This window comes from Bradyrhizobium sp. SZCCHNRI3043 (assembly GCF_032377735.1).
Classification (GTDB): domain Bacteria; phylum Pseudomonadota; class Alphaproteobacteria; order Rhizobiales; family Xanthobacteraceae; genus Bradyrhizobium.
Genome location: NZ_JAUHID010000015.1, coordinates 126,131 through 141,928 on the forward strand (window position 1 = coordinate 126,131; position 15,798 = coordinate 141,928).

General features: G+C 64.8%; 14 protein-coding genes. 8 read left to right on the forward strand and 6 right to left on the reverse strand.

The window, feature by feature from the left end; translation table 11 throughout:
- Positions 1–4 precede the first annotated feature (4 nt).
- Positions 5–406 (forward strand): iron-sulfur cluster assembly accessory protein, encoded by a 402-nt coding sequence (locus tag QX124_RS24750; RefSeq protein ID WP_315737809.1) that lies wholly within the window; start codon positions 5–7, stop codon positions 404–406.
- 117 nt (positions 407–523) lie between these two features.
- Positions 524–1,075, forward strand: a complete 552-nt coding sequence (locus QX124_RS24755) for a TfoX/Sxy family protein (protein WP_315737810.1) — start codon at positions 524–526, stop codon at positions 1,073–1,075.
- Between the two features lie 33 nt (positions 1,076–1,108).
- Here QX124_RS24755 and QX124_RS24760 read toward each other — a convergent pair whose 3' ends face one another.
- Positions 1,109–2,176, reverse strand: a complete 1,068-nt coding sequence (locus QX124_RS24760; protein ID WP_315798545.1) for a diguanylate cyclase — start codon at positions 2,174–2,176, stop codon at positions 1,109–1,111.
- Positions 2,177–2,524: 348 nt separating this feature from the next.
- A complete protein-coding gene (locus QX124_RS24765; protein WP_315755582.1) occupies positions 2,525–3,985 on the reverse strand; it encodes a DEAD/DEAH box helicase in 1,461 nt (486 codons plus the stop codon).
- Positions 3,986–4,470: 485 nt separating this feature from the next.
- Between QX124_RS24765 and QX124_RS24770 the strand changes: the two genes are divergently transcribed.
- Positions 4,471–5,970 (forward strand): caspase domain-containing protein, encoded by a 1,500-nt coding sequence (locus QX124_RS24770; protein WP_409997746.1) that lies wholly within the window; start codon positions 4,471–4,473, stop codon positions 5,968–5,970.
- A gap of 8 nt (positions 5,971–5,978) precedes the next feature.
- On the opposite strand, the gene QX124_RS24775 is transcribed toward QX124_RS24770, so the two are convergent.
- From QX124_RS24775 to parE, 4 genes are all read right to left on the reverse strand, one after another.
- A complete protein-coding gene (locus QX124_RS24775) occupies positions 5,979–6,746 on the reverse strand; it encodes a glucose 1-dehydrogenase (protein ID WP_315737814.1) in 768 nt (255 codons plus the stop codon).
- A gap of 28 nt (positions 6,747–6,774) precedes the next feature.
- Positions 6,775–6,960: a hypothetical protein gene (locus QX124_RS24780; RefSeq protein WP_315712631.1), complete on the reverse strand. Its 186-nt coding sequence runs from the start codon at positions 6,958–6,960 to the stop codon at positions 6,775–6,777.
- A 202-nt stretch (positions 6,961–7,162) separates the two neighbouring features.
- Positions 7,163–7,939 carry an outer membrane beta-barrel protein gene (locus QX124_RS24785; RefSeq protein WP_315751666.1) on the reverse strand — a complete coding sequence of 259 codons (777 nt, stop codon included), beginning with the start codon at positions 7,937–7,939 and terminating at the stop codon, positions 7,163–7,165.
- 238 nt (positions 7,940–8,177) lie between these two features.
- Entirely contained in the window at positions 8,178–10,241 is a 2,064-nt protein-coding gene (parE, locus tag QX124_RS24790) for a DNA topoisomerase IV subunit B (protein WP_315798546.1), read from the reverse strand.
- 270 nt (positions 10,242–10,511) lie between these two features.
- Here parE and QX124_RS24795 point away from each other — a divergent pair, with 270 nt between their 5' ends.
- The 5 genes from QX124_RS24795 (at position 10,512) to QX124_RS24815 (ending at position 15,798) form a co-directional block, all read left to right on the forward strand.
- Positions 10,512–11,042, forward strand: a complete 531-nt coding sequence (locus QX124_RS24795) for a DedA family protein (RefSeq protein WP_315737817.1) — start codon at positions 10,512–10,514, stop codon at positions 11,040–11,042.
- 250 nt (positions 11,043–11,292) lie between these two features.
- Positions 11,293–11,958 (forward strand): FMN-binding negative transcriptional regulator, encoded by a 666-nt coding sequence (locus tag QX124_RS24800; RefSeq protein WP_315798547.1) that lies wholly within the window; start codon positions 11,293–11,295, stop codon positions 11,956–11,958.
- Positions 11,955–12,947 (forward strand): N-acetyl-gamma-glutamyl-phosphate reductase, encoded by a 993-nt coding sequence (gene argC, locus QX124_RS24805; protein WP_315780621.1) that lies wholly within the window; start codon positions 11,955–11,957, stop codon positions 12,945–12,947. The genes QX124_RS24800 and argC overlap by 4 nt, the downstream gene beginning before the upstream one ends.
- 117 nt (positions 12,948–13,064) lie before the next feature.
- Positions 13,065–14,291 (forward strand): threonine ammonia-lyase, encoded by a 1,227-nt coding sequence (locus QX124_RS24810; protein WP_315798548.1) that lies wholly within the window; start codon positions 13,065–13,067, stop codon positions 14,289–14,291.
- 247 nt (positions 14,292–14,538) lie between these two features.
- The gene (locus QX124_RS24815; RefSeq protein WP_315798549.1) at positions 14,539–15,798 is read left to right on the forward strand and encodes an extracellular solute-binding protein; all 1,260 of its coding nucleotides are present in this window, start codon (positions 14,539–14,541) and stop codon (positions 15,796–15,798) included.

Sequence of the window (15,798 nt, forward strand, 5' to 3'; positions counted from 1 at the left end):
CGCCATGACCAGCACGACGAATTCGACAGCGCCTGTTGCCAAGCCCAAGCCGCGGCCCCGTCCGCAGGTGATGCGGCTCACCGATGCGGCGGCCAGGCGCATCCGTGAGCTCACTGATCGCGCCGAGTCCGAGATCATCGGATTGCGTGTCGGTGTCAAGAATGGCGGCTGCGCCGGTCAGTCCTACACGGTCGAATATGCCCATGATATCCGGCCGACCGACGAGGTCGTCGAGGACAAGGGCGTCAAGATCCTGGTCGATCCCAAGGCCGTGCTGTTCCTGCTCGGCACCGAGATGGACTATCAGGCCGACAAGATGCAGGCGCAGTTCGTGTTCAACAATCCGAACCAGATCAGCGCCTGCGGCTGCGGCGAGTCGGTTCAGCTCAAGCCGGCCGAGGTCTGATCGTCCACTTTCAGCCAGGGCGGCACCGGAGCTGTCGCGTTCCGGACATTGACACGCGCCACCCTCTCGACCGAAAACTCCAGGCGAGCAACTGGGGCGTTGGCGAGAGCTGGTGCGATGGACCGCGAATTCCTGATCGATCTGTTCGCCGGTTTCGGTCCGGTCACGATCCGGCGGATGTTCTCCGGCTTCGGCATCTCCGCCGACGGCATCAACTTCGCGCTTGCGCTGCGCAGCGGCCTTTATCTCCGTGCTGATGAAACCAGCTTTGCCAGGTTCGAGGAGGCCGGATCCAAGCCGTTCTCCTACGAGACCCGCGCGCGGACCATGACGGTGCGCTCGTATTGGCAAGTGCCAGCGCATCTGTTCGACGACTCCGACGAGTTCGCGATATGGGCCCGAGATGCGTTTGCAGCGGCGCAAAGAGCGGCCCTGAGCAAGCAGACCAGGAAGCGGGCGGCATCTCGCCGCGGGCGCGAGCAGGGTCCGGCACGTGGTGGGGTGCAGCCCGGTGCGACCAAGCCAGCCGCGAAAACGGCCAAGCCGGCCAAGACGCGGAAGGTCGCCAAGACGATCCGCAAAGCGCCCGCGGCAGGTCGCAAGACGCGCAGTGCGACAGCAGCGTCGGGCCGACAGAAATCCCGCACGCCATCATCGCGGACGCGTTGATGCTGCTGCCGGCCAACGCCGGCACCGTCGCAGTCAGGCCACCCGACCTCGCGTCGTCGTCGCGTATTCGGGATCGTTCTCGCACACCACCTTGTTGCGCCCGTTGCGTTTGGCGGCATAGAGGCAGGCGTCGGCGCGTTCGATCAGCGTATCGGTATCGTCGCCGGCCCGCAGCAGCGACACGCCGACCGAAATCGTTACGCGTCCCAGGATCTCCCCGGTCGACTTCTTCTTCAGCTCCTTCGCCGTCACGGCGCGGCGGATGTGATCGGCGACTGTCAGCGCGTGCTGCAGCGAGGTGTTCGGCAGCACGACGGCGAATTCCTCGCCGCCGTAGCGCGCCGCGATGTCCTGCCCCTTGATGGCGTGCTTCAGGGTCATTCCGACCAGGCGCAGCACCTGGTCTCCGGTGAGATGTCCGTAGGAATCGTTGAAGGACTTGAAATGGTCGATGTCGAACATCAGCAGCGACAGCGGCTGTTGGGTCGCTAGCCCCGATTGCACGGTCGTTTCGATCATCCGGTCGAAATATTTGCGATTGCCGAGGCCGGTGAGCGGATCGGTCAGGCTCTCGGCCCGGATCACCTCCAGGCTATGCTGCAGCCCGCTGATCTCGTCCTTCGACAGCGTCAGCCGCTCTTCGAGGATCCGGTTGGTCTCGCGCATCTGTCTGGTCGAATCGGTGAGCGCCTCGATGATGTCCACCAATTGCTCGCGGCTGGTCGCCGACGCGAGCCGCTGATCGGCGCCCGCGAGGCTCGCATCGTAGCTCGCCGTTCTGCCGAGAGCATCGGTGAGCATGTTCACCAGGTCGTCGATCTCGCCGACGACGCGCGCGCCGACCTTGTCGATGCGATCCGACGTCTTGAGCTGCGCGAGGTGGGAGTCGTAGAGCTGATCGAGATCGGACTGCGACAGCTTGCCGTTGCGCGACAGCGTCTCGTTGATGATCTCGTTCAGCGGTGCGTTGTAGCCCGTCGCGTAGACGTACCAGACCTCGTAATTGCGCGGATTGGCCGAATGGCGAAGCGTTCTGATCTGGCTGAGCGCGACTTCGGCGAAGCCTATCGTGCGTTCGTGTTCGTCAAGCGCATTGACCACCACAGGTTCTCCCCAATCGCCCGCGTCGCCGTCGTCACAGCAATGAAATAAACAATGCCGGCCAAGCTAAAGGACGTTTGTGAACCAGGGGTAAATACGGCCGTAGTATCCCGGATACACCCAAGCCACGCATACGGGAAAGGCACCTCATATGTTCAATGAGCTACATAGGATGCTTCTGGGAACTTGCTGAAGCGGGCTGGAGCTGTTCGCTCGGGTGTGCGCCTCGCTGATAGCTCAGCGCTGTCGTCGACTTAGGTCTCATGTCTGACGGAAGCGGCAGCTGATCTTTTTGCGGACGCGACGTTCCGGGCGACCGCATTTGGAACAGCCCGGAATCTTGCTTGCTCAGGGAAGCGGTGCCCTCACCGGGCGAAGCAGGAACGCCGGCAGATGTGAGTGATCAGCGGGCTCGTTGTCGAGGTCGCGCCGCGGCCGCCGCGCTTCATTGCGAGGCTGTTCGTTACGAGGCTGTTCCTTGCGAGCGCTCGGCGCGGCAGGCCGAGGAGAATTTGCCTGTGCGGCGCGCGGCGCTGCCGCCCGCGGCTCACGCTCGCGCGGGGCTGCATCACGCTCGCGAGGGGCCGCATCGCGCTCCCGCGCCTTGCCGCGGCTGCCGCGACGCGCGGCGTCACGCGGACGGCGCTCACGCGTGTCCTCGTCGCCCGAGGATTCCTGCACCTCGTAGTCGCCCTCGATCGTCGGAATGCCCTGTCCGATCAGCTTCTCGATGGCGACCATCGACTTCTGGTCGGCCGGGGCCACGATCGAGATTGCGGTGCCGGTCCGTCCGGCACGGCCGGTGCGGCCGATGCGGTGAACGTAGTCGTCGGAATGATGCGGCACGTCGAAATTGAAGACGTGGCTGACTTCCGGAATGTCGAGGCCGCGTGCGGCGACGTCGGAGGCGACAAGCAAGGGCAGTTCGCCCTTGCGGAATTGATCGAGCGCGGCCGTGCGGGCCGACTGGTCCATGTCGCCGTGCAGGGCGCCGACGCTGAAGCCATGCTTCTGCAGCGACTTGTGAACGATGGCGACGTCGCGCTTGCGGTTGCAGAAGATGATTGCGTTCTTCAGATCCTTGGCGTCCCGCAACAGCCTGCGCAGCACCTCGCGCTTCTGATGCGCCTCGCGTCCGGATGGGACCTGCAACTGCGTCACGGTGACGGCGGTGGTGGCGGGCTTGGAAACCTCGACCTTCTGCGGGTTGTGCAGGAAGGCTTCGGTGATGCGCCGGATCTCCGGCGGCATGGTTGCTGTGAAGAACAGCGTCTGGCGGGTGAAGGGGACGAGCTTGCAGATGCGCTCGATGTCCGGGATGAAGCCCATGTCGAGCATGCGATCGGCTTCGTCGATGACCAGGAGCTCGACCCCGGTGAGCAGCAATCCGCCGCGCTCGGTATGGTCGAGGAGGCGGCCCGGCGTGGCGATGAGGACGTCGACCCCGCGGGTCAGCTTGGTGTCCTGGTCGCCGAAGGAGACGCCACCGATGAGGAGCGCGACATTGAGCTTCTGCCCAGCGCCATAGCGATCGAAATTCTCCTTGACCTGGGCGGCCAGCTCGCGGGTCGGCTCCAGGATCAGAGTGCGCGGCATTCGTGCGCGGGCGCGGCCCTTCTCGAGGATCGTGAGCATCGGCAGGACGAACGCGGCGGTCTTGCCGGTGCCGGTCTGGGCGATGCCGAGCACATCGCGGCGCGCCAGGACGTGAGGAATCGCTTGTTCCTGAATGGGCGTGGGGGTGGTGTAACCGGTGGCCGCAACTGCAGCCAACACCTTGTCGGACAAGCCGAGATTGGAAAAAGACATCGAGCCTCTATGTCGCGCGCCGATAGGCACGGGGCCTCTGTTCGACGCCGCCGTTAGGAATCGAGGGGTAAAAGGCTGTGGTCGCGCTCAACCCCGAAACGGCATGCTCTAAGGAAGCTGGGGGTTTTCTGACTAACGCCGACCCGCGGTCAATCTCTCAGGAATCGGATGCGATCCGGCCGCGCTGCTGCGGAAGATAGGGGCGAATCCTGCAAAGTCAATGGAAGAGGGGAACGAAGTACCGAAAAAGCTTAATGTTTTTGCATTATTTGCGGGCAACCTGTCGTCGAGCTGTCGTATTCGGCTGCTCCGAAGCTCTGGCCGGCCGCTGGCGGAAAGCGCTCTGGTCGAATTGTCGACGGAATTGCGGCGTGTGTTCGGCAGGGAGTTGGAGCGGCCCGCGGGCGCCTCGGGGATGAACCGGTGGCGGCGTGCCGCCGACTATCCGATGGCGGCAGCCCACGCAATGAGGGCAGGGACGGACCATGAGATCGATGCGGACGTGGCTGGCGTGCGGGCTGGCGATGCTGGCGGTGGTTCTGGCGTCGGCCGCCGCGCATGCCGAGAAGCGCGTTGCGCTCGTGATCGGCAACAACGACTACCGCTACGTTCCGAAGCTGCAGAAGGCCGTCAACGACGCGCGCACGATGGGCGACACGCTGAAGCAGCTCGGCTTCAATGTCATGGTCGCGGAGAATCTCAGTCGCCAGCAGTTCAGCCAGACACTGCTGGCGTTCGACAATGCCGTCGAGCCGGGCGACACCGCGTTCTTCTTCTATGCTGGCCACGGCTTCGAAATCGCGGGCCAGAACTTCCTGTTGCCGACCGACGTGCCGGCGGCGACCGAAGGGCAGGAGGAGCTGGTGCGCGACGCCTCGATCCTCGCGGACCGCGTCATCGAGCGGCTGCAGAACAAGAAGGCGCGCACCTCGATCCTGGTGTTCGACGCCTGCCGCAACAATCCGTTCGAGCGCTCGGGCACCCGCGCGGTGGCGGGCGGGGGTGGCCTTGCCCCGATGACGCAGTTGCCCGAAGGCGTATTCTCTGTGTTTTCAGCCGGTCCGCGCCAGACCGCGCTCGATCGGCTCTCCAACGATGACGCCAATCCGAACTCGGTGTTCACGCGCACCTTCACCAAGGAGCTGACGCAGCCCGGCGTCAATCTGGTGCAGGTCGCACAGCGCACCCGCCGTCTGGTCAGCGAGCTCGCCGAGACCGTGCGGCACAAGCAGATTCCGGTCTATTTCGACCAGATGGTCGACGATGTGTTTCTCAACGGCATGGCGAAGGGCCCGGCCGCGGTCGACAAGCCGGCCGAGCCGCAGCAGAAGCTCGCGGCGCTGCCTCCCGTCTCGGCGCCACGCATTCCGCCGGCGAACGAGAGCCTGAACGCACCGATTGCGATGTTCTCGCGCCACAATGGCGGCTGGACCGTCACGTTCTCGATCGCCGATCCGACGCTCGGTATTTCCTGGCGCATGGGTGAGGCAGGGGAGTTTCGCGAGACCGGCTTCATGGACGTGCTCGATCCGCGCACGCGCAAGCGCATGCCCAATCCCTCGATCCAGCTGTCGGCGGATGCGCCCGCGGGCACCATCCAGGTCCGCTATGTCGATGCGACGGGCGAGATGCAGGGGCCGTTCCCGATCCGCTTCGAGCCGGAGGCCGCGCTGGTGCGTGACCAGCGCAAGATCCTCGACATGACGGCGACCAGCTGGCTGTCGTTCCGCGAGTTCAACGGTCTCCTGGTCTACTACACGCACCTGATGTCGTATCGCTGCGCGATCCGCGAGGTCCGCATCGGCATCGACACGGCCGTGCCGGACAAGGTCCTGAACATGCCCGGCTGCGACATGCGCGATCCCATTGCGATTCCATCCAACGCCACGCCCTATTTGAAATTGCCGCCGGCGACGAAGTTCGTCTCGGTGGAGTTGACCTATCGCGACGGCAGCGTCTCCGAGATCAAGAGCTTTCGACGTTGAGGCCTCGGCTACGCCATGATCGAATAGCCGCCGTCGACGGGAATGGCTGTGCCGGTGACGAAGTCCGAGGCCGATGAGCTCAGAAACGTGGCGATGCCGGCGAAGTCGTCGATGTCGCCCCACCGTGCCGCGGGCGTGCGCGCCAGCACGCGGTCGTGCAGGCCGTCGATCTGGCTGCGCGCCGCGCGCGTCAGGTCGGTGTCGATCCAGCCCGGCAATATCGCGTTCACCTGGATGTTGTCGGGCGCCCAGGCGCAGGCACAGGCGCGCGTGTACTGCACGATTCCGCCTTTGCTGGCTGCATAGGCCGGCGCGAAGCTGGCGCCGAAGATCGACAGCATCGAGCCGATGTTGATGATCTTGCCGCCGCCGTTCGCCTTGAGGGCCGGGTAGGCGGCCTTCGAGCACAGGAAGGCGCTGGTGAGATTGGTGTCGATCACCTCCTGCCACTCCTCCAGCTCGAGCACGTGCGGCGGCTTGCGGATGCTCATGCCGGCATTGTTGATGAGGATGTCGATGCGACCGAGCTCGCCGGTCACGCGCGCGACCATGGCGGTGACGTCGTCCTTGTTGCCGACGTCGGCCGTGACGGCGATGGCGTTGACGCCGCGCGCCGCCAGATCGGCAACTGCCGCCTGCGACTTGGCTTCGTTGCGGCCGACCACGGCGATGTCAGCGCCGGCATCGGCAAGCCCGCGTGCCATCCCCAGGCCAATTCCGCCGTTGCCGCCCGTCACGATCGCAACCTTGCCCCTCAGGTCGAAACGGCCCGCCATGCAGTGTCTCCATTGTTGTGGTCAGAGATCAGCAGGTGCCCTGCCAGATCATCACCAGGCCGAGCGCACCCATGCCGACGCCGTAGCCTGCCCACTGCAGCTGGTTGATCATGAAGCTCGTCCGCGGCCATGCCACCACCCCGGTGCCCTGACCGACCCAGAGCAGGCCGATGGCGAGCAGAAGCAGGCCGCCGATCATCAGGAATTTCCGCATGGCCACTTCCTCCCTCATCGACCGCGTCACAGCATCGGAAACGCTGCTGCCGTCTTTTTTGTGAAGTTTTGTGACGAGGAGGCTAGCGGCCGGCGCGGCAGATGACCAGCGGCTCCAGCCGCCAATATCCGAGCCGAAAACAAAAAGCCCCGGATCAACCGGGGCTTTTCGCAGAACTATTGAAAGACCGAGTGCGTTCGGCTCAGTACTTGACGACCGGGCCGGTCCAGTTGAAGCGGTAGACCAGCGAGGTGCTGATGGTCTGCACCCACGGCTTGAAGCTGACGGAGTCCGTGCTCAGAGCATTGGTGCCATCGAAGCGGACGGCAATGTCCTTGCGGTCGTAATAGGCCGCGCGATATTCGGTCTTCATGAACCAGCCCGGCGCCGAGATGCCGAAGATGTTCAGGTTGTTCTCGACGCCGCCGCCGACGAACCAACCGTTCCGGTTGAACGAGTCGGTATGCAAGCCCGAGGCAGCACCGGTGAGGGTGGTCAGACCAGTGCCCGACCAATGCGATCCGGAGTAACCGGCATTGACGTATGACAGGACATTCGGAGCAACCAAATAGCCAATGCGAGCGCCCGCGGCCCAGGCATCCTGCATCTTGATGCGGCCAGTGAGGGCCGGCGCAATCTGGTCCTGCACGGTGCCGCGCATGCTGCCGAACTGACCATCGGCGAACACGCCAAAGACCCAGGACGGATTGAACTGCCAGTCGTAGCCGGCGCCGACTGTGCCGAACCAGCCGTCGCCGCCGACGCGCTGATCGATCGTCACCGGCACGCCGTTGAAATTGGTGTGCGAGTCTGCATCCCAGATGCCGCCACCGGCACCACCGAAGATGTAGAAGCCGGTCCAGCTCGGCGCCACCGGCATCATCGGAGCCTTCACATAGGGGCGAGCCGCCAGATCAGCAGCCGAAGCGGCACCCGTGATCGCAACCAGCGCAGTGGCAGCAAGCAAAAGCTTTTTCATATTCAATTCCCCAAGATCGTCATGTCGCAGGTGCCGGGTTGCGGCGGCGATTCCCTCGCCAGATGTGCCCGAACTATAGCCGATTGGTGCCCAAAAGCTGTTGCCGGTTGACCACACCGGAGGGGAAAGTGCGGTGCGGGACGCCTTAGCTTTCTGTAAACAACTGAAACAGAAAGAGAAAAGCAGGCCCAGGCGAGCGAATGGAACCTGCAATCGAGGCGTGAAATCGGGTCAAAAGCTAGACGTCGAGCAGCTCGTCGCTGGCGAATTCGGCCTTTTCCGAAATGAAGGCGAAGCGGGCCTCTGCCTTGGTCCCCATCAGCCGCTCGACCGAGTCGGCGGTGCCGTCGCGATCCTCAGCCAGCAGAACCACGCGCAGCAGGGTGCGCTTGGCCGGATCCATGGTGGTTTCCTTGAGCTGGGCCGGCATCATCTCGCCGAGACCTTTGAAGCGGCCGATCTCGACCTTGGCGTTGGCATTGAACTCGCGCTTCAGGAGCTCGTCCCGATGGGCATCGTCGCGCGCGTAGAACGTCTTGCTGCCATGGGTGAGCCGGTAGAGCGGCGGCACGGCGAGGTAGAGATGCCCTTCGTCGATCAGCGGCCGCATCTGCCGGTAGAAGAAGGTGATCAGCAGCGAGGCGATGTGGGCGCCGTCGACGTCGGCGTCGGTCATGATGATGATGCGCTGGTAGCGCAGATCCTCTTCGCGATACGACGTGCCGGTGCCGGCGCCGATCGCCATCACGAGATCGGCGAGCTGGGCGTTGGCGGTCAGCTTGTCCTTGCCGGCCGAGGCCACGTTGAGGATCTTGCCGCGCAGCGGCAGCACGGCCTGCTTCTTGCGGTCGCGCGCCTGCTTGGCGCTGCCGCCGGCCGAATCGCCTTCGACGATGAACAGCTCGGAGCCCTCGGTGCCGGCGTCGGTGCAGTCGGCAAGCTTGCCAGGCAGGCGCAGCTTCTTGGTCGCGGTCTTGCGCGCCGTCTCCTTTTCCTGGCGGCGGCGGATACGCTCCTCGGCGCGCTCGATGACGAAATCGAGCAGGCGATTCGCCTGCACCGGGTTGCCGGACAGCCAGTGATCGAACGGGTCCTTGACGGCCTGCTCGACGATGCGCTGGGCCTCTGCCGTGGCGAGGCGGTCCTTGGTCTGGCCCTGGAATTCCGGCTCGCGCACGAACACCGAGAGCATGATGGCGGCGCCCGCCATGATGTCCTCGGAGGTGATGTTGGCCGAGCGCTTGCCCTGGCCGACGCGCTCGGCGTGGTCCTTCAGGCCACGCAGCAGCGCGCTGCGGATGCCGGATTCGTGCGTGCCGCCGTCGGGCGTCGGAATCGTGTTGCAATAGGAGGACAGGAATCCGTCGGCGTCCGCGGTCCAGGCGACCGCCCATTCGCAGCCGCCATGGCCACCGGTGCGGCCCGACTTGCCGGCGAAGATATCCGGATGGACCAGCGTGTCGGCATGGATCGCGGCGGCCAGATAGTCCTTCAGGCCGCCGGGGAAGTGGAAGGTCGCCTCGGGCTGAACGTCCTCGATGCCCTTCAGCAGCGACGGATCGCATTTCCAGCGGATCTCGACGCCGCCGAACAGATAGGCCTTCGAGCGCGCCATCTTGAACAGGCGCTGCGGCTTGAACGTCGCCTTGGCGCCGAAGATGGTTGGGTCGGGTTGGAAACGCACCCGTGTGCCGCGCCGGTTGGCGACCTTGCCGACCTCCTCGAGCTTGCCCTTCGGATGTCCGCGTTCGAACACCATGCGGTAGAGCTTCTGGTTGCGGGCGACTTCAACCTCGAGCCGGGTCGACAGCGCGTTCACCACGGAGATGCCGACGCCGTGCAGGCCGCCCGAGGTCTCGTAGACCTTGGAGTCGAACTTGCCGCCCGCGTGCAGGGTGCACATGATGATCTCGAGCGCCGACTTCTTCGGAAATTTGGGATGGGGATCAATAGGAATGCCGCGGCCGTTGTCGGTCACGGTGAGGAAGCCTTCGGCATCGAGCTCGACCTCGATGAAGGTGGCGTGGCCGGCCAGCGCCTCGTCCATCGAGTTGTCGATGACCTCGGCGAACAGGTGGTGCAGCGCCTTCTCGTCGGTGCCGCCGATATACATGCCGGGGCGGCGCCGCACCGGCTCCAGGCCCTCGAGGACCTCGATGTCACGGGCGGTGTAATCGCCCTCGGCACCTGCCGAGCGGGCGGTTGGCTTGGCCGGAGCCTTGCCCTTTGCGGCGAACGCCGCCAACGGGTCCGTGACGCCCTTGGCTTTGGCTTTTGCAGCTGATTTCAACGGCTTACCCATGGAATCTGATGTTGCGTGTGCGCAAGATGGAACGAATCGTTGGGCCTGACTATGCCATGGACCGGCATAAAACAATGACCCGGGAAACAACGACGTTCACCGGCCCGCCACGTCTTGGCCGGTTCCGATCGCCGGATCGACGCTGTTCACGCGGTTCAGCCGGTTGTTGTGACTTGAAGTGGGCGGGTTCGGTGACGTACCAGTCTGCGCCAGGGAACCGCGAAGGCCTTCAAGCACTTAAGCGCCGCGGAGCAGAAAGGCGTCGAGCAGATGGAAGATTTTGGCCGCGCGGTTGCCGACTTCGTGCGCGACCATCAGGCCTGGGCTGCTCCGATCGTCCTGCTGCTTGCCTTTGGCGAGTCCCTGGCCTTTGTCTCACTCCTGATTCCCGCCTGGGGCGCCCTGGTCGCGATCGGCGCCCTGATCGGCGCCACCGGGATCAGCTTCTGGCCGATTTGGCTGGCCGGGGGCATCGGCGCCGCGCTCGGCGACTGGCTCTCCTATTGGTTCGGCTACCGCTACAAGGATCGTGTCGCCCAGATGTGGCCACTGTCGCGCTACCCGGAGATGCTTCCGCGCGGCGAGGCCTTCGTGCGCGATTGGGGCGTGCCGAGCATCTTCATCGGCCGGTTCTTCGGCCCGTTGCGTGCATCGGTGCCGCTGGCGGCGGGCATTTTCGAGATGCCCTACATGGTGTTCCAGATCGCCAACTTCGTGTCGGCGCTGGTGTGGTCGGCGGTGCTGCTGCTGTTCGGCGACATCATCGGGCGCATCATGGAATGGCTGTGGCATGCGGTCTGATGCCAGCCCCAAAAACGGGGGCCGGGCCGACTTGCGAGCTTGACGCAGGAACCCGGCGGCCTTATAGGCCTGCCCCCATGATCAACGCAGCGACCAACATGATCGCCGAAATGCGCCGTCGTACCCCCGCGGTACGGGCGATGATCTGCGTCTAGATCACAGCCCCTGCCGCCGGATCCGAATCCCGCGGCAGACTTTCTCCTTGCAGCGCGATTGATCAGGCGGCTCCTTCGTCCAGCAGGAGTTTCCGATGTACACGCCACCACCCTTCAAGCCCGATCGCGCCGCGAGCCTCGGCTTTGCAGACGCGCGCGGCTTCGGCATGGTGTGCGCGTCGGACGGCACCAAGCCGATCGCGTCCTCCGTGCCGTTTCATCTCGGGGCGCTCAACGACGGCACGCCGCAGGCGTTCTTCCACGTCGCCCGCGGCAATCCGCTGGCGAAGCTCGCCGACGGCGCGACGCCGTGGCTGCTCGCCGTCAACGGCGCCGATGCCTATGTGTCGGCCGACTGGTACGTCTCGCCCGATCAGGTGCCGACCTGGCTTTATCAGGCAGTGCATCTGACCGGCCCGGCACGCATCCTGTCGGAGGCGGAGCTCGCAGAGCAGGTGGATGCGGTCAGTGCCAAGTTCGAGCAAAGGCTGTCGCCGAAAACGCCGTGGACCTCGGACAAGATGAGCGCTGGCCGGCTGGAGGCGATGCGCAAGGCGATCATCGGCATCGTGATGACGATCGACCAGGTCGAAGGCAGTTTCAAGCTCAACCAGCACAAGTCCGAAGCCGACTATGCGGCGGTCGCAACCCGGCTCGGCGAGCGGCCCGACATCGGCGCGCAACAGATATCGTCTCTCATGCGGCAGGCGCGGCCCCAGGCCTTTGCCGGCGAAACCCACCCCTCAAGGAGCGTGTCATGACCGTGATCGATAGCAACTTGCCGAAAGCTCACACCGCCTCCGGGGCTGCGGCGCGCGCCGTGTTCGTCGACGGCGGCTCGGGCACGACCGGCTTGGGAATCGCCGAGCGGCTCCGGCACCAGCCGGACATCGTCGTGAAGACGATCGCCGAGGACAAGCGCAAGGATCCGGCGGCCAAGCGGGCGCTGATGGCGGAGGTCGATCTCGTCATCCTCTGCCTGCCGGATGATGCGGCCAAGGAGACGGTGGCGCTGATCGACGGCATGGGAAATGCCGCGCCGAAGGTGCTGGACGCGTCGACCGCGTATCGGGTCGCGCCGGACTGGGCCTATGGCTTCCCCGAACTGGCCGCCGACCAGGCCGACAAGATCCGGAATGCACGGAAGGTCTCCAATCCCGGCTGCTATCCCACCGGCGGCATCGCGCTGCTGCGGCCGCTGGTCGATGCCGGACTGATGCCGCAGGACTATCCGGTCACGGTGAACGCGGTGAGCGGCTATTCCGGCGGCGGCAAGACGATGATCGCGGCCTTTGAGAATGGCACCGCGCCGAACTTCGAGCTGTACGGCCTCAGCCTCGAGCACAAGCATCTGCCCGAATTGCAGCTCTATTCGCGGCTGACCCGGCGGCCGATCTTCATTCCCTCGGTCGGCAACTACCGGCAGGGCATGCTGGTCTCGGTGCCGCTGCAGCTCGACACGCTGCCGGGCAAGCCGTCTGGCTCAGACCTGCAGGCCGCCCTGGCGAAGCACTATGCCGGCAGCCAATACGTCTCGGTGATGCCGCTCGATGGTGCGGCGGCCAAGAGCGGCCGGCTGGAGCCGGAGGCGCTCAACGAGACCAACAAGCTCGAGCTCTACGTCTTCGCCAGCGACAAGCATCACCAGGCCGTGCTGGTGGCGCGGCTCGACAATCTCGGCAAGGGCGCGTCGGGCGCGGCCGTGCAGAACATGCGGCTGATGCTCGGGCTACCCGATCTCGGCAGCTAAGATCGATCTGGATCATCCGGTCGCGGAAGCGCCCGGCACGATCGGCAACATCATGCGACGGCCGGCGTTCCGCCGGCCGCGCTGTGCAACGACGCACGCTGAGGAATGGGCAGACCCATGACCCCCACCGATCTGAATGCGCTGGCCGTCACCGTGAGCGATGTGCGAGCCGCCGCGGCGACCATCCACGGCGCCGTACTCGCGACCGCCTGCAACCAGAGCCGGACGCTCGGCGAGATCTGCGGATGCAACATCTGGCTGAAATTCGAGAACCTGCAGTTCACGTCCTCGTTCAAGGAGCGCGGCGCGCTGAACCGGCTGAATGCGCTGTCCGCCGAGCAGCGCGAACGCGGCGTGATCGCGATGTCGGCCGGTAACCACGCGCAGGGTGTCGCCTACAACGCGCGGCGTCTCGGGATTCCCGCGACCATCGTGATGCCGGTGGGCACGCCGATGGTGAAGGTGGAGAACACCAGGCGGCACGGCGCCGAGGTCGTGATTTCCGGCGCCACCTTGGAGGAGGCGGGCGCGTTCGCCAGGGAGCACGGCGCGGCTCACGGCATGACCATGATCCACCCTTACGACGATCCGCTGATCATCGCGGGGCAGGGCACGGTGGCGCTGGAGATGCTCGCGGTGGTCCCCGAGCTCGATACGCTCGTGGTGCCGATCGGCGGCGGCGGGCTGATCTCCGGCATGGCAGTCGCGGCGCGCGCGATCAAGCCGGGCTTGCGCATCGTCGGCGTTCAGGCCGAGCTCTATCCGTCGATGTACAACGCCATCCGCGGCAGTCAGCTGCCGATGCGCGGCGACACGCTCGCCGAGGGCATCGCGGTGAAATCGCCGGGCCGGATCACGACCGAGATCATCCGCCATCTCGTCGACGACATCCTGCTCGTCACCGAACCGCAGATCGAGCGGGCGCTCGCCACCCTGATCTCGATCGAGAAGACGGTCGTCGAAGGCGCCGGCGCGGCCGGTCTCGCTGCCGTGCTTGCGCACCCCGCGCAGTTTGCCGGATGCAATGTCGGGCTTGTGCTGAGCGGCGGCAACATCGACACCCGGCTGATCGCCTCGGTCCTCACCCGCGAACTGGCGCGCGAGGGGCGGCTGACGCAGCTGTCGATCGACATCGTCGATCGTCCCGGACAGCTTGCTGCCGTCTCCACATTGCTGGCGGACGCAGGCGCCAACATCATCGAGGTGTCGCACCAGCGCACGTTCTCCGACCTGCCGGCGAAGGCGACCTTGCTGGAGCTGGTGATCGAGACGCGCGACCAGGGGCATCTCAACGACGTGATGGCAAAACTGGTGGCCGCCGATTTCAAGGCGCGCTGCACCTGAGCGTCAGGCGATCTCCAGCAGATCCTTCGCGGTGCGGCAGACGTCCGCTCCGCATTTTCCAGGCGAAAGGCGCGTGCGGCTGCCCGCCGATTCTTGCTCAGCCCAATTAGCAATCTCTCTGTCTGCTCGTGAAGCTGTTCGCAAATGCGAACACGTTTGAGGTTTGCTCGGTCAGAATTTCAGTTGCGCACCTCAAAAAATGAGGACAGGATTACCGCAACAAAAAAGACGGTTGGGAGGATTTCTGATGAGACTGCTCGCGAAGCTGGGACTCGCCGCTGCCGCATGCCTGCTCTGGGCCAACGCCGCGAGCGCCGATACGACCGTGAAATGGCTGCATATCGAGGTCAATCCGGCGCAGGTGAAGATCTGGGAGGAGGTGGCCCGCGCCTATGAGGCGTCGCATCCGGGCGTCAAGATCGAGATGCAGTTCCTCGAGAACGAGGCCTACAAGGCCAAGCTGCCGACCATCCTGCAATCCAAGGACCGCCCGAACATCATCTACAGCTGGGCCGGCGGCGTTCTGAAGGCGCAGATCGAGGCTGGCGTGCTCGAGGACATCACTGAGCAGGTGAAAGGCTACAGCGACAGCGTGACTCCGGCGGCGCTCGCGGCATTCACCGACAGCGGCCACGTCTACGGCTTGCCGATCTCGCTGTCGCAGGTCGGCTTCGTCTGCAACAAGGAGCTGATGGCCAAGGCGAAGGTCGATCCCACGGCGATCAAGAGCTGGAACGATCTGCTGAGCGCCGTGAAGACGTTGAAGGCGGCCGGCGTGACCCCGATCGTGGTCGGCGGCGCCGACAAATGGCCGCTGCATTTCTACTGGACGCATCTTGCGGTGCGGATCGGCGGTAAGCCGGCATTCGACGCGGCGCTGCGTGGCGAGAATGGCGGCTTTGCCGGCGACACCTTCGTCAAATCAGGCGAGCTGTTCAAGCAGCTCGTCGATTTGCAGCCGTTCCAGAACGGCTTTCTTGGCTTCAAGAATCCGCAGGCGGTCGGTTATTTCGGCGATGGCAAGGCGGCGATGACGCTCGCGATCAGCTCCGTCTACAATCTCCAGCGGGCGCTCGCCGCCGACAAGGTCGGCTTGAGCGAAGACAAGATCTGCTGGTTCGATTTTCCGGTTGTGCAAGGCGGCAAGGGGGCGCCGACGGATACGCTCGGCGGCATCACCGGCTGGCTGGTCACCAAGGGCTCGCCGAAGGAAGCGGTCGATTTCCTGAAGTACTTCATCTCGAAAGATGTGCAGACACGGCTGGCGGCAGGGAATTTCGTCATCCCGGTGGTGCAGGGCGCGGAGGCAGGCCTCAACAACTCCTTCATGAAGCAGATCGCGTCCAATCTGGCGAAATCGAACTATCACCAGAACTTTTATGACCAGAGCCTCGGCCCCTCGGTCGGTCGCGTCGTCAACGACGTCTCCGCGGAGATCGCGGGTGGCAGCATGAGCCCGCAGGACGCCGCCAAGGCGATCGAGGCGGCGCGGAAGCAGGGCAACTGA